Below are 19054 nucleotides of genomic sequence, written 5' to 3'. Positions count from 1 at the left end.
GGTCAGCAAATCGACACCCCTCCAGATGAGCGCGGAAGCGACGATCACTGACAGTAAAAGATACAGTCTTCTAGTGCGAACCATGGCATGTGGGAGAATTGGCTTGGCATAAGATTAACATGCCCGCAAGATCAGCCCAACTTCATCTTCGCCCGCAACGCCTCGCGCACGTGCGGCGTGGCGGCGTACGGATCGCCGGGATTGCTGCCTGCGACGATGTGCTCCATGCGTTCCTGCACGCCGGCCAGCGCGCCCGGATGCGAATAGATGTAGAAGTCGCCGTCGGCGATGGCCTTGAACGTCATCTCCGCCACATCCTGCGCCGACACCTTGCCCGACGAAACCGCCTTGTCCGTCATGGCCTGCGCCGCCAGCTGACTGGCGGTCGGGCCCTGCGTCATGCGCACGTCCTCGGGCCGGTTGCGGTGCGACTGGCTGATCCCGGTCGGCACGAAATACGGGCACAGCACCGACGCCCCGATCGGCGCGCCGACCAGTTGCAAGTCCTGGTACAAGGTCTCCGACAACGCCACCACCGCATGCTTGGAGACGTTGTACACGCCCATCGCCGGCGCGTTCAGCAGACCAGCCATCGACGCCGTGTTGACGATGTGGCCTTCGAACGAAGCGTCATTCCTGGCCGATTCCAGCATCAGCCTGGTGAAGATGCGCACGCCGTGGATCACGCCCCACACGTTCACGCCCATCACCCACTCCCAATCGGCCTCGGTGTTTTCCCAGATCAGCCCGCCGGAACCGACGCCGGCGTTGTTGAACACCAGATGCACGGCGCCGAATTCGGCGACGGCGGCGTCGGCCAGCGCCTGCACCTGTTCGCCCTTGCGCACGTCGCACAGGCGCGCGATGACGCTGGCGCCTTGCGACCTGAGCGCGTCGGCCGCCCGTTCCAGCGCGTCGGCCTGTACGTCGGCCAGCACCAGCTTCATGCCTTCGCGCGCCGCCACGTTGGCGAATTCGCGCCCCAAACCGCTTGCGCCGCCGGTGATGACGACGACCTTGTCCCTGAATGTTTTCATTGGATGAGCTTGACCAGTTGTTTGCCGAAGTTATGCCCTTGCAGCAGGCCCATGAACGCTTGCGGCGCGGCCGCGAGGCCTTCCGCTACCGTTTCGCGGTATTTGATCTGATGATTGGCGACCAGCACGGCCAGCTCCTGCAAGCCCTGCTGCCAGAATTCCATGTGCTCGGTGACGATGAAGCCGCGCAGCGTCAGGCGGTTGATCAACAGCAGACGTGAGTTCTTGATCGGAAGTTCCTGGCCGCCGAAGCCGGCGATCAGGCCGCACAGCGCCACGCGGGCGTAGGCGTTGGTGCGCGCCAGCGCGGCGTCGAGGCAGGCCCCGCCGACGTTTTCAAAGATGGCGTCGACGCCGTCCGGCGTGGCCGCCGCCAAATCGGCCTCCAGATTGCCGGCCTTGTAGTCGACGCAGGCGTCGAAGCCCAACTGCTTGACGACATACTCGCATTTCTCCGGCCCGCCGGCGATGCCGACCACGTGGCAGCCGCGCAGCCTGGCCAGCTGCCCGACCACGCTGCCGACCGCGCCGCTGGCGGCCGACACCACCACCGTGTCGCCCGCGCCCGCCTCAAGGATCTGGTTGAAGCCATACCACGCCGCCATGCCCGGCATGCCGACCACGCCGAGGTAGGCCGACAGCGGAATGCGGGTGGTGTCGAGCTTGCGCAGCAGCACGCCATCGGACACGCCCATCTCGGCCCAGCCCAGCATGCCGCCGACGAATTCGCCGACCTGGAAGTAGTCGTTGCGCGAGGCCACCACCTGGCCGACGGTGCCGCCTATCATGGTGTGGTCCAGCTGCTGCGAGGTGGCGTAGCTCTTGGCCGCGCTCATGCGCCCGCGCATGTACGGGTCCAGCGACAGGTAGTGGTTGCGCACCAGGACCTCGCCGTCCTCCAGTGCGCGCACGTCCACCGTCTCCATCCGGAAGTTCTCGGCCGCCACAGGCCCGCGCGGACGCGAGGCCATCACGATGCGGCGGAAAGTCTTGGGTAGCTCCGTCATCGTCAGACCGCCGAGACGCCGCCGTCCACCGCCAGGATCTGGCCGGTGATGTGCTTGCCCGCGTCGGAGGCGAACAGCACCGCCGCGCCTTTCAAGTCCTCGTCGTCGCCCAGGCGGCCCAGCGGGGCGTCCTTGGACAGTTCGTCCGGTCCCAGTTTTTCCAGCAGGCCCTTGGTCATCTTCGACGGGAAGAAGCCCGGCGCGAGCGCGTTGACGGTGATGCCGTGGCGCCCCCACTCTCCCGCCAAGGTGCGCGTGAAGTTGACCAGCGCGCCCTTCGACGTGTTGTAGGCGATGGTCTGCATGGTGCCCGGCGGATTGCCGGCCAGGCCGGCGATCGAGGCGATGTTGATGATGCGGCCGTAACCGCGCGGGATCATCGAGCGCTTGCCCACCAGCTGCGACACCACGAAGATGCTGCGGATGTTCAGGTTCATCACCTTGTCCCAGGCTTCGACCGGGTGGTCCTCGGCCGGCGCACCCCAGCTGGCGCCGGCGTTGTTGATCAGGATGTCGATGTGGCCGAGGTGGGCCAGGGCTGCCGTCACCAGCGCGTCCGCGTGGGCGTCCTGCGACAGATCGGCGGCGATGGCGTGGGCCTTGACGCCGTGGCCGGTCAGGAAGGCCACCGCCTCGTCCAGGTCCGCCTGCTTGCGCGAGGAGATGACGACCTGGGCGCCCTGCTCGCCCAGCGCCAGCGCGATTTGCAGGCCCAGTCCGCGCGAGCCGCCGGTGATCAGCGCGGTCTTGCCGGCCAGGGAAAACAATTCTTGAGTTGTACGCATAGTCGGTGTCCTTAGATTTCGTAGTCCATGCACTGGCGCGCGTCGCGCACGGCGACGAAGAACGGCTTCATCGCCACATGGTCGGGATGGTTCTGGTATTCGTCCAGCGCTGCCTTGTCGGTGAACTCGGAGTACAACATCACGTCGTACGTCGCCTCCAGGCCGGGCTGGGCCACGACGGCTTCCAGCTTCAGCAGGCCCGGCACCAGGCCGACGCAGCCCTCCAGCAGCGCCTTCATCCTGGCCGCGTTGGCGGCGCGGTCGGCGCCCTCGGCATGGTCCTTCAGTTTCCACATTACGATGTGCTTGATCATCTTGTCTCGCTCGGTTAGAACCACGCGTCGCGCATGTCGAGCGTGGTGGTGTCTATGCTGGCCAGCAGTTCCAGCTGCTGTTCGACCTTCGGCAACTCCCAGCGGAAGAAATAGCGGCAGGCTTGCAGCTTGCCACGATAGAAGTCGGCGTCGCCGCCATTCAACGCGGCCGCGGCCAACAGGGCTTGCTGCAACCAGATCCAGGCGACCACCACGTGGCCGACCGCTTCCAGGTACAGGCTGGCGTTGGCCAGGGTTTTATTCATGTCGCCGGCAGCATACAGCTTTTGCGTGACGACTTCCACTGCCTGCCAGGCCGCGTCCAGCGCATCGGCGTGCGCCAGCAGCTGCTGGCCGATCTCCGCCAGCCCGGACGGGAACGCATCGGGCGCGCCGACGCTGCCGCGCACCTTACGCACCGTCTTGCGCAACTCGGCGCCGAAAGCCTTGAACAAGGCGCCGTCCTGCATGGTGGCCTTGCGGCCCAGCAGGTCCAGCCCGTGGATGCCGTGCGTGCCTTCGTGGATGGCGTTGAGCCGGTTGTCGCGATAAAACTGCTCGACGTTGTACTCGCGCGTGTAGCCGTAGCCGCCATGCACCTGGATCGCCAGGCTGTTGGCTTCCACGCACCATTGCGACGGCCACGATTTGGTGATCGGCGTCAGGAAGTCCAGCAGGCGGCCCGCGTGTTCGCGCGCTTCCGGCGTCTCGGCGCTGTTCTGCTCGTCGACCAGGCGGGCGCTGTACAGCACCAGGCCGAGGCCGCCCTCCACGTAGGCCTTCTGCGCCAGCAGCATGCGCCGCACATCGGTGTGTTCGATGATCGGTATTTGCGGCTGGGCCGGATCTTTCTGCGCCGGATGGCGGCCCTGGGGGCGGTTGCGCGCGTAGTCCAGCGCGTGCAGGTAGCCGGTGTAGCCCAGCACCGCCGCGCCCAGGCCGACCGCGATGCGCGCCTCGTTCATCATGTGGAACATATTGGCCAGGCCCTGGTGCGGCTGGCCGACCAGGTAGCCGATGGCGCCGCCCTTGCCCTGCGGTTGGAACTTCCCTTCGCCGAAGTTGAGCAGGCAGTTGCTGGTGCCGCGATTGCCCATCTTGTGATTCAGGCCGGCCAGCACGACGTCGTTGCGCTCGCCAAGGCTGCCGTCGTCGTTGACCAGGAACTTGGGCACGATGAACAGCGAGATGCCCTTCACGCCGGGGATCGGCTTGCCGTCCGGGCCGGGTATCTTGGCCAGCACCAGGTGGACGATGTTGTCCGACAGTTCGTGCTCGCCGGCCGAGATCCACATCTTGTTGCCGCTCAGGCGGAACTGGCGCTCGCCCTCCAGGCCGGGCTGCGGATCGGGCACGGCGCGGCTGCTGATGTCGGACAGGCTGGAACCGGCCTGCGGCTCCGACAGGCACATGGTGCCGAAGTAGCGGCCGGCGAACATCGGCCGGGCGTAGCGGCGCACCTGCTCCGGCGTGCCGCTCTTGAGCAGGGTATTGGCCCCGCTCATGGTCAAAAACGTGTAGGCGCTGGTGGCGACGTTGGCTGCCGTGAAGTAAGCGGCCAAGGTCTTCTGCACCACCACCGGCAGCTGCATGCCGCCGTGTTCGTAGTCCTGGCCGGCCGCCATCAGGCCGGCGGCGGAGTAGGCGTCGAGCGCCGTCTTCACCTCCGGGATCATCCGCACGCTGAGGCAGCGTTCGCCCTGCACGGCGTGCGGCTCCTCGCTGTCGCCCTTCTTGTTGTGCGGCGCGAACAGCTCGGTGGCGAGCTGCTCGGCCGTGTCGAGGGCGGCATCGAAGGTTTCGCGGTTGTGATCGCTGAAGCGGGCGCGCCGGGTCAGCGCCTCCGCATCCAGCCACTCGTACAGCATGAAGCCGAGGTCGCGGCGCGACAGCAGTAGCGAGCGCATCGCTTACACCACTTCGAACAGGCCCGCCGCTCCCTGGCCGCCACCGATGCACATGGTGACCACCACATATTTGACGCCACGGCGCTTGCCTTCCAACAGCGCGTGGCCGGTCAGGCGCGCGCCCGACACGCCGTACGGGTGGCCGACCGCGATCGCGCCGCCGTTGACGTTGAGGCGGTCCATCGGGATGCCAAGCTTGTCGGCGCAGTACAGTACCTGCACGGCGAAGGCTTCGTTCAGCTCCCACAGGCCGATGTCCTCGACCTTCAGCCCGGCCTTCTTCAGCAGCTTGGGTATGGCGAACACGGGGCCGATGCCCATCTCGTCCGGCTCGCAGCCGGCCACGGCGAAGCCACGGAAGATGCCCAGCGGCTGCAAGCCCTTGGCGGCTGCGGCCTGCGCGCTCATCACAATGGCGACCGAGGCGCCGTCCGAGAACTGGCTGGCGTTGCCGGCGCTGATCACGCCGCCCGGCATGGCGGTGCGGATCTTGGAGACGGCTTCGTAGGTGGTGTCGGCGCGGATGCCCTCGTCGGCCGAGATGGTCACTTCCCGGGTCAGCAGCATGCCGCTGGCCTTGTCGGCCACGCCCATGACGGTGGTCATCGGCACGATCTCGGCGTCGAACAGGCCGGCGGCCTGGGCGGCGGCGGCGCGCTGCTGGCTCTGCACGCCGTACTCGTCCTGGCGCTCGCGGCTGATGTTGTAGCGCTTGGCGACGGTTTCGGCCGTCTGCAGCATGGTCCAGTAGATTTCCGGCTTGTGCTGGTCCAGCCAGACGTCCTTATACATATGCAGGTTCATTTCCTGCTGCACGCAGGAGATCGACTCCACGCCGCCGGCCGCGTAGATGTCGCCCTCGCCGGCGATGATGCGCTGGGCCGCGCTGGCGATGGTCTGCAGGCCGGACGAGCAGAAACGGTTGACGGTCATGCCGCCGGTGGTCACCGGGCAGCCGGCGCGCAGCGCGATCTGGCGCGCGATGTTGCCGCCGGTGGCGCCCTCGGGATTGGCGCAGCCGATCAGCACGTCCTCAACCTCGCCGGCCTCGATGCCCGCGCGGCTGATGGCCGCCTGCAGCGCATGGCCGCCCAGCGTGGCGCCATGCGTCATGTTGAACGCGCCTTTCCACGACTTGGCCAAACCTGTGCGGGCGGTTGAAACAATGACGGCGTCGATCATGAAAGTCTCCTATGAGTGGGTGTTTTTAGTGAAACGAGAATAGCATATTTTAGTACGGTCGTTCGCAAATATTTCTGTAAGTTTCGTGTAAGTTTCAAGCAAGCTTGACGTAAGGTTCACAGGACACACTGGGCGCAAGCTGACAAAGGTGTAACTGTCTCAGCTGGGGAAATTCAAAAATTACAGGAGACAAGAAAATGGCATCAACACCAGGTAGTGCAACTCTGCCCGCAGGCGGAGGCATCACGCCGGAAGAACGCAAGGTGATCTTTGCGTCCTCGCTGGGCACGATTTTCGAATGGTACGATTTCTATCTTTACGGTTCGCTCGCGCCTATCATCGCCAAGCAGTTCTTCATCGGCGATCCGACCACCACCTTTATTTTCGCGCTGCTGGCCTTTGCCGCCGGCTTCATTGTGCGCCCATTCGGCGCGCTGGTGTTCGGCCGCCTCGGCGACATGATCGGCCGTAAGTACACCTTCCTGATCACCATCCTGATCATGGGCGCCTCGACCTTCATTGTCGGCCTGCTGCCCGGACACGAGGCGATCGGCATCGCCGCGCCCATCATCCTGGTCTCGCTGCGCATTCTGCAAGGCCTGGCGCTGGGCGGCGAGTACGGTGGCGCGGCCACCTACGTGGCCGAGCACGCGCCGCACGGCAAGCGCGGCTCGTTCACGTCGTGGATCCAGACCACCGCCACGCTGGGCTTGTTCCTGTCGCTGCTGGTGATCCTGGGCACCCGCACCGCCATCGGCGAGAAGGAATTCGCCGCGTGGGGCTGGCGCGTGCCGTTCCTGGTGTCGGTGCTGCTGCTGGGCGTATCGGTGTGGATCCGTTTGTCGATGAACGAGTCGCCCGCCTTCGCCAAGATGAAGGCCGAAGGCAAGACCTCGAAGGCCCCGCTGAGCGAAGCGTTCGGCCAATGGCGCAACCTGAAGGTGGTGATCCTGGCGCTGATCGGCCTGACCATGGGCCAGGCGGTGGTGTGGTACACCGGCCAGTTCTACGCGCTGTTCTTCATGACGCAAGTGCTGAAGATCGACGGCGCCACCGCCAACATCCTGACCGCGGTTTCGCTGGCGCTGGCGACCCCGTTCTTCATCTTCTTCGGCATGATGTCCGACAAGATCGGCCGCAAGTGGATCATCCTGGGCGGCTGCGTGCTGGCCGCGGCGACCTACTTCCCGCTGTTCGGCGCGATGACCCACTACGGCAATCCCGCGCTGGAAACCGCGCTGAAAAATTCGCCGGTGGTGGTGGTGGCCGATCCTGCGTCCTGCCACTTCCAGTTCAACCTGACTGGCCAGAAGAAGTTCCCTTCGTCGTGCGATATCGCGACCAGCATGCTGTCGCTGGCTTCGGTGAACTATACCACGCAGGAAGCGCCGGCCGGCAGCGTCGCCAAGATCAAGATCGGCGACAAGGAGATCACCTCCTTCAACGCCACCATGACGCCCGACGGCCTGAACTTCGACAAGGCCAGCAAGGATGCCGAGGCAGCGCTGAAGAAGGAAGTCGGCGCCGCCATCAAGGGCGCGGGCTATCCCGCCAAGGCTGACGACACGCAGATCAACAAGCCTATGATGGTGGCGGTGCTGTTCGTGCTGGTGCTGTACGTGACCATGGTGTACGGCCCGATCGCGGCGATGCTGGTGGAGATGTTCCCGACCCGCATCCGCTACACCTCGATGTCGCTGCCCTACCATATCGGCAACGGCTGGTTCGGCGGCCTGCTGCCGACCATTTCGTTCGCGCTGGTGGCGTTCAAGGGCGACATCTACTACGGCCTGTGGTATCCGATCGTCATCGCGCTGATCACTGCGGTGATCGGTGCACTGTTCGTCGGCGAGACCAAGGACAACGACATCTACGCCCACGACTAAGCCGGGCCATATAGCAGTAGAGAGCCGCCAGCGATGGCGGCTTTTTTTTTGATCATCGCCATCGGAAAATTTACCCCGTAAAAATTTAAATATTGATAAAATTAATTATTTAACACATCGAGGGGACGTTATGCCATATATCAGGGTGCAAGACGGCGTCATGCAGGAATACAATACCGACGGGCTCAATACGGGGCCAGTCGCCACCATCGGCTTAAACGCATACAACTACCTTGAGCGCCGACACTGGTCGGACACCGGCACGGGCGATACCGGGCCGTCCAATCCTGACTATCCGGAAGACTTCGATTTTCTTCAATCTAAAGGGGTCAAATACCTGCAGGTGATGATTACGCCGTTTGCCGCCAAGAACGCGTTCGGCTGGGATCACGTCATAGGCGTTCCCGACTTCAATGCCGATAATTCCGTCAAAGATCTTAAAATCTATGATTCCTACTGGCGAGCAGTCCAGGTTTTCCTCGATGCAGCCAAGGCGCACAACATCGGCATTATCGCTTGCCCCTTCTGGAACATCCTGGCCATTCCCGAGCTGGTTGGAGAAGACAAGAGCGCGCTTTTGACAAGTAGCTCCAAATCCAGAAACTACCTGCGGGCATTTGCAGCGGCGTTCACGGCCAAGTACAAAGACCACACCGGTATTGCAGCCTGGATGGCGGGTCAGGAAATCACGCTGAATACGGGCCTGGACTACACCACTGCGCCAGCCGTCCTGAAAGAGATAGCCGAAGCCATACGAGGACAGGATACGCTGCAGCGCATGATCTCTTCGGGGAATGCGGCGCTCCCGCATTACGATCCGCGAAAATATACGATCGATGAACATCTCGAAATTGTCCGCGCAATGAATCCCAGCCCGATCGACACCATTTGCGAAAACCTGTTCCCCAATAACGAGTATTTCAGCAGTTGCGTAGCACCGGTAGCGGGTCAGCCCACCGCCTTGCGGGCGGATTTCATTTCGTGCTCCTTGCCCTACCTGAAGATGATGCAGAAACTAGCCCATGACCTTGGCAAGCCATATTATGTCGGCAGCTTCGGCTTGCGGTACACCGAAGAAAAGGCGCTCCAGGACGACACCCAGCACAATCTGTCGACCCTGCTTCAGAATTTCTATCGCACTGGCGTTCAGCTCGCCTGCCATTGGGTGTGGAACAGCGGCAGCGTGCCGGGGGTGGAACCGTGGAAAGTGCTGGTGACCAAACAGGGAGGCGATACCAACGTCCGCGCAGATGTGTTCGAGGCCATTACCTCCGTGCTGGACCGCTCGCGCATGCCGCCGCCAGACAGCCTGATCGAGCGAAAATTGAATAACACGTTCTTCAAACAATGCGCGAAGTTCAGCAGTGCGCCGACCAAAGCGTGCTTCTTCACCATCAACCCAGCCGCATCGCTCTGCCGCTCATCAAATTTCTCCATCTCTTACACGATCAACCAGGATGCCGCGTCGGTGGCAAACGGAGGCGCGTTCATCCGGCGTAGTTCGGGTTCCGCCTACCTCGATGGGAGCGGCTGGGTCATTTACAAAAACGGGCTATCCCCCACTACCCCACCGGAAGACATCAATACCTATATGCAGCTATTTGCCGGTACAAAGATAGGCAACGACTCTGGCCATAAGGGCCGGACGGATGTGGCCGAGACTTGGACCCGGATCACATTCACTGTCGATGCCAGTTCGCGTATTGCCCTCTATGTGAATGACTTCCTGATGGCATACGCGCAAGCGACGGAGCCTTGGACCAATGTCGACGCTCTGGCGGCCATCCAGGTGGGGCGTACATCCTGGGCTGCGGCCGGGGTCAATCTCAATTGGAAGTTCTCCGACATCATCCTCTATGACCGTGTGTTGACCCCGCAGGAAGTCTTTGACTACGGGGTTTCGAATAAGGTTGTCGACGCCGTCGGCCGCTGGACGCTGGATGGCAATTTCAATGACTCGATTTCCAACAATCACGGAACGTACGATTCGAACGGCAACCAAATTACGTGGACCGCAGCCCTGTAACGGCCATTAAGCGGTGCCGGTCAACGCCAGGAAATGCGAGAAATTTTCTGGCGAAGAAAAGAAGAGTTCAATCGGCACCGGCTGGCCGCTGCGCACCAATGCGCTCAGATCCGTGGATGCGACCGCATCCTCGGGGGCGCCGTCGGGGATCGCCGCAGCGGGAGCCAGTTTGTCTTTCCGGATCGCTGGCAGCACGCAGGCTGCGGTTGCCAAGGTGAGCGCGGCGCCCCGCACCAGAAAGCGGCGGCGCTGTTGCAACAACGATGTTGAGTTTACTTTTTTCATGTCTGCTTCCTCGATGGATGTGAGAGAAACGAACGTAACACGGCAGTGTAATTATTGCAACCTTTCCACAGCCTGCCCTACATCTGCCGGAACAGGTCGACGTAGTTGCGGCTGACGACGAGTTGCTCGTCGCGGCCCTTGAGCTGCACCATCAGGCGGCCGCGGAAGTCGTGGCGAGTGCCGGCCACGTGGCGCGCGGCGACGATCACGCTGCGGTGGATCTGCCAGAACTGCTGCTCGTCGAGCTGCTCGCGCAGCTTGCTGATCGGCGTGCGTATCAGGCTCTCGCCGTCGGCCAGGAACACGCTGGTGTACTTGTCGTTGCTCTGGAAGTAGATCACCTCGTCGATGGCGATCAGGCGCGTCTGCTCGCCTTGCGACGCGCGTATCCACTGCAGCGACGGCGCCGGCGCCGGGGCCACAGGCGCCGCGCCGCCCAGCTGCTGCAACAGCGCCTGCAGCGTCGCAGCCGTGATGCCCGCCGCCGCAGCCGGTTCGCTGGGACGCAGCGCCGACTTCAGCTTGTGCACGGTCTTCTCCAGCCGCTCCAGGCTCGCCGGCTTCAGCAGATAATCGACTGCCGAATGCTCGAACGCCTCCACCGCGTACTGGTCGAAGGCCGTCACGAAAACGATGTGCGGCGGCCTGGCGCCCGCCACCAGCCGGGACGCCACGTCCAGGCCGGTCATGCCGGGCATGCGGATATCGAGGAACACCACATCCGGCGCCTCCTCGTCGATCAGGCGCAGCGCCTCCAGGCCATTGGCGGCCTTGGCCACCACCTTCAATTCCGGCCACGCGGTTTTCAGCTGGCCTTCCAGATAATCGCGCAGATGCTCTTCGTCATCTGCGATCAGGGCACGGAGTGTATCGATGTCGGACTCGCATTCAAAGGCAGCATGAGGCGCACCGTCATGCCGCAGGGTTGATTTTCCAATAATTCTACCCGAGCCGCGCTGCCATACAAACTGCGCAAGCGCTCCCGCAGGTTGCTCAGCCCAACGCCGCCGCCAGGCTTGGCAGACATGGTGCTGCCCAGGCCCACGCCGGTATCGCTGATTTGCAGGCACAGATGCTCGCCCATCTCGTTCGCGCTGAAGACGATCTCGCCGCCCTCCACCTTTGGCTCCAGGCCGTGCGAAATCGCGTTCTCCACCACCGGCTGCAGCAGCATCGGCGCGATGGCGAACTGGCGCAGGCGGTCGGGTACTTCGATGCGGTAGCGCAGCCGCCCGCCCATGCGCACCGCCAGCACGTCCAGGTAGGCCGCAATCAGCTTGGCCTCCGAACCCAGCGTTGCCTCCTCGCTGCGGCTGACCGCCAGACTGGCGCGCAGGTAGTCGATAAACCGTTCCAGCATGTGCTGGGCCTTGGCCGGCTGTGGACCGATCAGGCTCACCACGTTGGCCAGCGTGTTGTACAAAAAGTGAGGCTCGATCTGCGCCTGCAGGGCGCGCAGCCGCGCTTCGGCCAAGAGGCGGGCGCTGGATGCAATCAGCTCCTGCTGCTTCGCCTTCTCCATCGCCTGCGCCACCCTGCGTTCGGCGCTGCTGCGTACCAGGTACATCAACAGCGCGACGGCCGCCGCCAGCACCAGCGACTGGGTCAGCGCGTCACGGTTGCCCATCAACTGCATGATGCTCTTGCCGCTCCACAGCGCATTGCCCATGCCTAGCCCCAGCGGCACGCTGACCACCACCAGCGCAGTGCTGAACACCAGCCGTGGCAAGCCTCGCGCACGGCGCGGCCAGCCGCTGCTGACGGCGTTGGCCAGCAGATTGCCGAAGTGGATCAGAAAGCCGATCAGGTTCGTAATCAGCAGCATCTGCAGCCATTGTTTCAACACCGGCTGCCCGGAGTGCGACCAGTACAACTCGACCGCCGTCAGCACGGTGCCCAGGCCGAAATTCCAGATCAGCGTGTACAGCATGTTGCGCCGGTTCGATGCCGGCCAGCGCCGGAACAACGGTATCAAGTCCAGGGGATGGGCCAGCGGCGCGGCTTCGCAATTCGAAGGCGCCGTGGCGGTTGTGCTGCTGTGGTTCATTGCGTTATCCAAAATAGTCAGGCTGGCAGAGTGTGATCCACTCTAACCGGCGGATCGCCGGCCCGGAGGCCGGTGCGACGAAATGCGGGCGTCCGGCGCGAAGTGCAGCCGTGCGTCGCCAAGTGCCGGGCTTCAGCGGTGCCGCCCGGCCGGGATATGGCGCGAAATGGTGTCCAGCATCTGCTCGACGTCGATAGGCTTGGCGATGAAATCGTTCATGCCGGCGGCGATGCAGCGCTCCTGCTCCGACTGCATCACGCCCGCCGTCATGGCCAGGATGGGCAGGTCCAGCTTGAGCTCCTGCCTTATCACGCCGGTCGCGGCGAAACCGTCCATCACCGGCATCTGCACGTCCATCAGCACGATGTCGTAGTCGGCGGCATGCTCGCGGAGGCGATCGACCGCCAGTTGGCCGTTTTCCACCACGTCCACGCTGGCGCCGGCGTATTCCAGCATGCCGCGCGCCACCACCTGGTTCAGCGGATGGTCTTCGACCAGCAGCAGGCGCAGGCCCTTGAGCCGGTGGGTTGCCGGGTCGTCGTCCTCGTCCTCCGGCGCGGCGTGGGCTTCGGCGTGCGGCAGCAGGAAGGGCAGCGTGACGACAAACTCGCTGCCCTTCCCCGGCTCGCTGGTGACGGCGATAGCGCCCCCCATCAGCTCGGCCAGCCGGCGGCAGATCGCCAATCCCAGGCCGGTGCCGCCGAAGCGGCGCGTGGTCGAGGCGTCGGCCTGGTTGAAGGCTTCGAACAAGCGGCTCTGCTGCTCCAGGTCCATGCCGATGCCGGTGTCGCGCACGACGAAGCGCAGGCCGACCGCGTCGCCGGCGTAACCGGCCATGCCGTTGGCCGAGCGCTCCACGCGCAACAGCACCTGCCCCTGCTCGGTGAACTTGATGGCGTTGCCGACCAAATTGATCAGGATCTGCTGCAGGCGCATGGCGTCGCCCACCAGCGCGCGCGGCACGGCGGGGTCGGTGGCAATGGTCAGCTGCAGGCCGCTGGCGGTCACGTTGGTCATCATCACGGTGTTCACCGCTTCCAGCACTTCGTCCAGCTGGAAGGTGGACGGCGCCAGCTCCATGCGGCCGGCCTCGATCTTGGAGAAGTCCAGCACATCGTTCAGGATGCCCAGCAGGACGTTGCCGGACGACCGTATCATGTCCACGTATTCCTTCTGCTGCGCGTTCAGCTCCGTATTGCCCAGCAAATAGGCCACGCCCAGCACCGCGTTCATCGGCGTGCGGATCTCGTGGCTCATATTGGCCACGAACTCGCTCTTGGCGCGGCTGGCGGCGGCGGCGCGCTGCTCGCCGGCGGCCTGCATCAGCTCCGCGTTCTTGCGGTCGGTGATATCCATCGCCATCAGGTAGGTGCCCAGCACCTCGCCGTCGGCGGCGATGTCCGGCACCAGGTCGACCAGGAAGTGGATGATCTGGCCGCGCCGCTCGAAGGTGCGCTCGTAATGCAGGCGGCCGCCGTGCAGCGCCTGGTCCAGGTCGCCCAGCCAGCTGTCGGCGGCGGCGCCGAAGATCTCGGACACGGTCTTGCCCAACATGCTCTGCGGATCGACGCCGAACTGCACCCGGTAGTACTCGTTGGTGAACAGGTAGCGCTTGTCGCGGTCCAGGTAGGCGATCAGCAGCGGCAGGTTGTCGGCCAGGATGCGCGCCCGCTTTTCGCTCTCGAAGGTGCGCAGCTGCGCCGCCTCGCGCTCGGCCATCAAGCGGTAGAAGGCGCCGCTCAATTCGCCGATTTCATCCTTGCGGTCCAGCTGCAGCACCTGGATGCCGGCGCGGCTGTTTTTGATTTCGACGACGTTGCGCCGCAGCCGCTGCAAGGGCCGCAGCAAGCGCACGATGCCCAGCCACGACAGCAGGCCCGCCAGGCCGGCAAACACCGTCGCCGCGGCCGCCGCCTCGTAGCGCATCTCCCGCAGCGGCGCCAGCGCCTCGTCGCTGGGGAAGCGCGCGGCGACGATCCAGCGCGCGTGTTGCAGGCGGCGGTAGGAATAAATGCCTTTGACGTTGTCCTTGTTTTCCGCCTCGGTCCAGCCCTGGAAGCCGGCAAGCGCCATTTCCGTCGCGCGGTTGGTGCCGGGGCGCTCGTTGATGCTGTGCAGCAGCCGCGCCTTGTTCGGATGGCTGAGCAGAATGCCTTCCGAGGTCATGATGAAGGTGAAGCCGGTGCTGCCCGGCCTGAGCGCGCTGAGCGACTCGAACGGCGCATAGTGCAGCAGGTTGATGCCGCCGGCCAGCACCAGCGCCACGTGGCCGCCGCTGTCGAACACCGGCGCCGTGATCAGCACCGTCGGCGCGCCCGCCAGCTTGCTGGCGAACGGCGCAGACACCACGCCGCGCCCACGCCGCATCGTCAGGTCGAACCATTCCTGTCCGGCCGCGTGGAACGGTTGCGGCGGCATGGCCTCTTCCAGCGCGCCGGTCAGCAGGCCGTCGGCGTTGTAGATTTCCACAAACGAGAACTGGCCGCGCGCGGTCGGCCGCGCCCTCAGGTAGGCGCGCAGCGCCTCGGGATCGCGCAGCGTGGACGCCGGCAGCGATTCGGCCAGCGCCGCCAGCATCGCCTTCTTGCCTGCAAGGTGCTCGTCGATGTGGGTGGCCGCGCCGGACAGCAAGGCATACTGCTGGCTGCCGATCACTTCCTTCATGTCGCGCTCGGCCAGCATCAGCGCCACTACCGTCACGGTGACGGTGGCGGCCAGCACCAGCAGCACGACCAGGCCGCTGAGCCGGAATCTGAGGGTGGACGGCAGGTACTGTTTCAACGCCATGAGCAGCGCCACTCACTAGAAAGATGATATCAAAGTATTACATGCTGCCGGCCCGTTTGGCTACGCCCGTACGTCATAAACCCAACAAATATGCACGGGTCGCTGCCAGCACGATACCCGGCCATGCCCGGTTCGGGGTATAGTGATTGCCACCGAGACAACCGAATACACTGCCATGCGCGCAGGCTCCGCTCCGGTCGCACCGTCCAACGCCCCATCCAGCCCTGCGCCGCTAGCGTTGGTGCTGCTGACCGCCTGCTACTACCTGATCGCCAACGCCAGCCTGATGCTGGCCTTCGCCCACACCAACGCCACGCCCGTCTGGCCGCCGTCCGGCATCGCCTTCGCCGCCATCCTGCTGATGGGCCAGCGCGCCTGGCCGGCCATCCTGATCGGCGCGCTGGCCGCCAACCTGTCCACCTTCACCACCAATGGCATGCCGTTCACCGCCGGCCTGGTGACGGCCTCGCTGCTGATCGCCACCGGCAATACGCTGGAAGCGCTGGCCGGAGCCTGGCTGATGCGCCGCTACACCGACACCGCCCGGCCGCTCAGCCAACTGCAGGACGTCTACAAATTCGCCATCGTCGCGCTGCTGGTCTGCGTGATCAGCGCCGGCATCGGCAGCAGCACGCTGGTGCTGGGCGGCCTGGTGCCGGCCGCCGCCTATGGCACCGTGGCGCTGACCTGGTGGGTGGGCGACGTCGCCGGCATACTGCTGGTGGCGCCGGCCATCCTGGCGTGGCGCCGGCGCCGCTGGCGCTGGTCCGGGGCGCTGGAGGCGGCCCTGTCGCTGGCGCTGCTGGCGGCGCTGATCGCCTGGATCTTCGGCCGCCGCTACACCTCGGACGACGATCCCGGCTGGCTGCCGTACATCTTCATGGTGTGCGTGGCCTGGGCCTCCTACCGCTACGGCCTGCGCGGCGCCAGCCTCGCCTGCGTGGCGACGGCGGGCGGCGCGGTGTTGGGCACCGTGCGCGGCCTGGGGCCGTTCGCGGTCGGCACGCTGAACGACGCGCTGATCGCGCTCGACAGCTTTGTCGTGCTGTGCAGCCTGATCGGCATGGTGCTGTGCGCCGACGCCAGCGAACGCCGGCGCATGAGCGGCGCGGTGCGCGGACGCAGCGCCGCGCAATGGGCCACGCTGCTGGTCGGCCTGGGCCTGACGGTGGTGGTCTGGCATCTGGTGGCGCTCAGCACCGAGCGCCGCGCGCGCGAACAGTTCGACACCGAATGCAGCGACATCACTGAACGCATCAGCAGCCGCATGGCCCTGTACGAATCGGGGCTGCGCGGCGCCCGCGCGCTGTTCAATACGACAGCTGAACCGAGCCGCGCGCAATGGCGCGGTTACGTCGATGCGCTGAACCTGCAGCACAGTTTCCCGGGCGTGCTGGGGCTGGGCTACAGCCCGCTGGTCGCGGCCGCCCAGCGCGACGCGCTGGCGCAGCAGGTGCGCGCGCAGGGTTATCCGGACTTCCGCATCTGGTCGCGGCCGGGGGCGGGGCTGGGCGCGGAGTCCGCCGTGGTGCTCTACCTGGAACCGTTCCAGGGCCAGAACCTGCGCGCCTTCGGCTACGATATGATGTCCGAACCGATCCGCCGGGCGGCGCTGCTGGAAGCCGCCCGCACCGGCGAACCGGTGCTGTCGGCCAAGGTGACGCTGGTGCAGAACGAAACCGGCGAGGGCCGGCCGGGCTTCCTGATGTACTTCCCGATCTACCGCAAGCAGGACGCGCCGGCGGCCGCTCCCCTGTCCCAGGCGCGCCGCATCGAAACGCTGCAGGGCTACTCCTACAGCCCGATCCGCGCCGACGACATGATGGCCGGCCTGCTCGGCCCGTCCGACCACGTGGTGCAGCTGGAGATCTTCGACGGCCCGAACGCCGATCCCGCCGCCCGCCTGTACGCCAGCGGCGACCGCAGCAGCAACGACAACCTGCAATATCCGAATCCCTACCTGCGCACCGCGCCGCTGGTGCTGCTGCACCATCGCTGGACGCTGCGTTTCAACTCGTTGCCGGCGTTCGAGAATTCCATCGACCGCCAAAAATCGCACATCGTGCTGCTGGCCGGCGCCATCATCAGCCTGCTGTTCTTCGGCGTGGTGCGGGCCTTGACCGCGCGCCAGGCCTACGCCGCCGCGCTGGCCGAGGAAAAGACCGCGGCGCTGCGCGAATCGGAAAGCTCGCTGATCGTGGCGCGCGACCTGGCGGAGGCGGCCAGCCGCGCCAAGTCCGAATTCGTCGCCAACATGAGCCATGAGATCCGCACGCCGCTCAACGCCGTGCTGGGCATGACGCACCTGCTCAACAACACCGCGCTCTCGCCCGACCAGCAGAAGTACCTGGAGATGATACGCTCGTCCGGCAATTCGCTGCTCAGCATCCTGAACGACGTGCTGGACTTTTCCAAGATCGAGGCCGGACGCATGGAGCTGGCGCCGGCGCCGTTCCAGCTGAGCGCAGTGCTGGAAGCCATCGCCACCATCATGACGGTCAACTCCGGCGAGAAGGACCTGGAGCTGGCGATCGGCGTCGAGGCCGACGTGCCGCAGTCGCTGGTGGGTGACGGCCACCGCCTGCAACAGATCCTGATCAACCTGGTCGGCAACGCCATCAAGTTCACCGAAAAGGGATCGGTGACGGTGCTGGTGGAGCGTACCGGCGGCGCCGATCCCGGCCCGGTCACGCTGCGCTTCACGGTGCGCGACAGCGGCATCGGCATCCCGGCCGACCAGCTGGCGCTGTTGTTCGCGCCGTTCTCGCAGGCCGACGCCTCGATGACGCGGCGCTTCGGCGGCACCGGGCTGGGCCTGGCCATCTCGCGCCGCATCGCCGCGCTGATGGGCGGCGAGATCGCCGTGCAAAGCGACGCCGGCGTCGGCAGCGCCTTCGTGCTGACGGTGCCGCTGCAGCGCGGCGCCGACCTGCCGCAGGCCGGCGCCGCGCTGCCGGCCCAGCACCTGCTGGTGGTGGACGACGATGCCGTCAGCGCCGACTACCTCAGCCGCACCATCGACGCGCGCGGCTGGAGCAGCGAATGCGCCGGCTCCGGCGAGCAGGCGCTGTCCCGGCTGCGCGACACCGGCACGCGCTACGACGCCATCCTGGTCGACTGGGACATGGCCGGCATGAACGGCCTCGCCACCATGCAGGCGATCCGCGCCGCCATGCCGCAAGCCTGCCCGGCCGTCATCCTGATGGTCAGCGCCTTCGGCCAGGGCAAGCTGCTGCACACCGACGGCGCGGGGGCGGCCAACGCGGTGCTGCTCAAACCGGTGACCATGGCGCGCCTGAACGAGACCTTGCAGCAGGCGCTGGCCGGCACGCCGGCCGCCGTCAGCGCCGATCCCGGCGCGCCGGCCGGCCTGCGCATCGACGGCGTGCGCATCCTGCTGGTGGAGGACAATCCGATCAACCAGCTGGTGGCCAAGAGCATGCTGTCCTACGCCGGCGCCGACATCGAGGCGGTGGACAATGGCCGCGCCGCGCTCGAGCTGCTGCGCACCGAGGCCCACCGCTACGACCTGGTGCTGATGGACGTGCAGATGCCGGAGATGGACGGCTTCGAGGCCACCACCCGCATCCGCAACGAACTCAAACTGGAACTGCCGGTGCTGGCCATGACGGCCGGCGTGATGCTGTCCGAGCGCGAGCAATGCATCGCCTCCGGCATGAACGACTTCATCGCCAAGCCCATCGACGTGGAACAGATGCTGCGCGCGATCACCCGCAACCTGCCCGCCGCCCAGCGCGCTGCCGCCGGCCGTTAATATGGTATTATAAATA

General features: G+C 65.2%; 13 protein-coding genes. 3 read left to right on the top strand and 10 right to left on the bottom strand.

The annotated features are described in order from the left end of the window. Positions 1 to 131: 131 nt before the first annotated feature. Genes AC07WS_RS11805 through AC07WS_RS11780 form a run of 6 tightly spaced genes read right to left on the bottom strand, consistent with a single transcriptional unit; the run spans position 132 to position 6232 of the window. A complete protein-coding gene (locus AC07WS_RS11805; protein WP_494729247.1) occupies positions 132 to 1037 on the bottom strand; it encodes an SDR family oxidoreductase in 906 nt (301 codons plus the stop codon). Then, the gene (locus AC07WS_RS11800) at positions 1034 to 2044 is read right to left on the bottom strand and encodes an NADP-dependent oxidoreductase (RefSeq protein ID WP_494729246.1); all 1011 of its coding nucleotides are present in this window, start codon (positions 2042 to 2044) and stop codon (positions 1034 to 1036) included. The genes AC07WS_RS11805 and AC07WS_RS11800 overlap by 4 nt, the downstream gene beginning before the upstream one ends. 2 nt (positions 2045 to 2046) lie before the next feature. Next, positions 2047 to 2829: an SDR family oxidoreductase gene (locus tag AC07WS_RS11795; RefSeq protein WP_494729245.1), complete on the bottom strand. Its 783-nt coding sequence runs from the start codon at positions 2827 to 2829 to the stop codon at positions 2047 to 2049. A gap of 11 nt (positions 2830 to 2840) precedes the next feature. Then, positions 2841 to 3143: a Dabb family protein gene (locus AC07WS_RS11790; protein WP_494729244.1), complete on the bottom strand. Its 303-nt coding sequence runs from the start codon at positions 3141 to 3143 to the stop codon at positions 2841 to 2843. Between the two features lie 14 nt (positions 3144 to 3157). Next, a complete protein-coding gene (locus tag AC07WS_RS11785; RefSeq protein ID WP_494729243.1) occupies positions 3158 to 5050 on the bottom strand; it encodes an acyl-CoA dehydrogenase in 1893 nt (630 codons plus the stop codon). Between the two features lie 3 nt (positions 5051 to 5053). After that, the gene (locus tag AC07WS_RS11780) at positions 5054 to 6232 is read right to left on the bottom strand and encodes an acetyl-CoA C-acyltransferase (protein WP_494729242.1); all 1179 of its coding nucleotides are present in this window, start codon (positions 6230 to 6232) and stop codon (positions 5054 to 5056) included. Positions 6233 to 6429: 197 nt separating this feature from the next. On the opposite strand from AC07WS_RS11780, the gene AC07WS_RS11775 reads away from it, so the two are divergent. Both AC07WS_RS11775 and AC07WS_RS11770 read left to right on the top strand, forming a co-directional pair. Beyond that, on the top strand, positions 6430 to 8118 hold the full coding sequence (locus tag AC07WS_RS11775; protein ID WP_494729241.1) for an MFS transporter: 1689 nt from the start codon (positions 6430 to 6432) through the stop codon (positions 8116 to 8118). A gap of 160 nt (positions 8119 to 8278) precedes the next feature. Continuing rightward, positions 8279 to 10144 (top strand): hypothetical protein, encoded by a 1866-nt coding sequence (locus tag AC07WS_RS11770; protein WP_494729240.1) that lies wholly within the window; start codon positions 8279 to 8281, stop codon positions 10142 to 10144. Positions 10145 to 10150: 6 nt separating this feature from the next. Here AC07WS_RS11770 and AC07WS_RS11765 read toward each other — a convergent pair whose 3' ends face one another. The 4 genes from AC07WS_RS11765 to AC07WS_RS11750 all read right to left on the bottom strand — a co-directional run bounded on the left by AC07WS_RS11765 (position 10151) and on the right by AC07WS_RS11750 (position 15263). Then, a complete protein-coding gene (locus AC07WS_RS11765; RefSeq protein WP_494729239.1) occupies positions 10151 to 10429 on the bottom strand; it encodes a hypothetical protein in 279 nt (92 codons plus the stop codon). 77 nt (positions 10430 to 10506) lie between these two features. After that, positions 10507 to 11262 carry a LytR/AlgR family response regulator transcription factor gene (locus AC07WS_RS11760; RefSeq protein ID WP_494729517.1) on the bottom strand — a complete coding sequence of 252 codons (756 nt, stop codon included), beginning with the start codon at positions 11260 to 11262 and terminating at the stop codon, positions 10507 to 10509. A gap of 20 nt (positions 11263 to 11282) precedes the next feature. Further along, positions 11283 to 12476, bottom strand: a complete 1194-nt coding sequence (locus AC07WS_RS11755; RefSeq protein WP_494729238.1) for a sensor histidine kinase — start codon at positions 12474 to 12476, stop codon at positions 11283 to 11285. 132 nt (positions 12477 to 12608) lie between these two features. Then, complete coding sequence (locus tag AC07WS_RS11750) at positions 12609 to 15263, bottom strand: ATP-binding protein (protein ID WP_494729237.1); 2655 nt, start codon at positions 15261 to 15263, stop codon at positions 12609 to 12611. 175 nt (positions 15264 to 15438) lie between these two features. Here AC07WS_RS11750 and AC07WS_RS11745 point away from each other — a divergent pair, with 175 nt between their 5' ends. Then, on the top strand, positions 15439 to 19038 hold the full coding sequence (locus AC07WS_RS11745) for a CHASE domain-containing protein (protein WP_494729236.1): 3600 nt from the start codon (positions 15439 to 15441) through the stop codon (positions 19036 to 19038). Positions 19039 to 19054: the final 16 nt, after the last annotated feature.

Source organism: Duganella sp. GW821-FHT01E12 (assembly GCF_059422325.1).
Note: the sequence above shows the minus strand (reverse complement) of the source record. Positions and strands in the feature narration are given on the sequence as shown.

Coding starts and splice junctions, on each gene's coding strand:
- AC07WS_RS11805 (WP_494729247.1), bottom strand. CDS start 1,037: ATGAAAACATTCAGGGACAAGGTCGTCGTCATCACCGGCGGCGCAAGC.
- AC07WS_RS11745 (WP_494729236.1), top strand. CDS start 15,439: ATGCGCGCAGGCTCCGCTCCGGTCGCACCGTCCAACGCCCCATCCAGC.
- AC07WS_RS11800 (WP_494729246.1), bottom strand. CDS start 2,044: ATGACGGAGCTACCCAAGACTTTCCGCCGCATCGTGATGGCCTCGCGT.
- AC07WS_RS11790 (WP_494729244.1), bottom strand. CDS start 3,143: ATGATCAAGCACATCGTAATGTGGAAACTGAAGGACCATGCCGAGGGC.
- AC07WS_RS11775 (WP_494729241.1), top strand. CDS start 6,430: ATGGCATCAACACCAGGTAGTGCAACTCTGCCCGCAGGCGGAGGCATC.
- AC07WS_RS11765 (WP_494729239.1), bottom strand. CDS start 10,429: ATGAAAAAAGTAAACTCAACATCGTTGTTGCAACAGCGCCGCCGCTTT.
- AC07WS_RS11755 (WP_494729238.1), bottom strand. CDS start 12,476: ATGAACCACAGCAGCACAACCGCCACGGCGCCTTCGAATTGCGAAGCC.
- AC07WS_RS11750 (WP_494729237.1), bottom strand. CDS start 15,263: ATGGCGTTGAAACAGTACCTGCCGTCCACCCTCAGATTCCGGCTCAGC.
- AC07WS_RS11785 (WP_494729243.1), bottom strand. CDS start 5,050: ATGCGCTCGCTACTGCTGTCGCGCCGCGACCTCGGCTTCATGCTGTAC.
- AC07WS_RS11795 (WP_494729245.1), bottom strand. CDS start 2,829: ATGCGTACAACTCAAGAATTGTTTTCCCTGGCCGGCAAGACCGCGCTG.
- AC07WS_RS11780 (WP_494729242.1), bottom strand. CDS start 6,232: ATGATCGACGCCGTCATTGTTTCAACCGCCCGCACAGGTTTGGCCAAG.
- AC07WS_RS11770 (WP_494729240.1), top strand. CDS start 8,279: ATGCAGGAATACAATACCGACGGGCTCAATACGGGGCCAGTCGCCACC.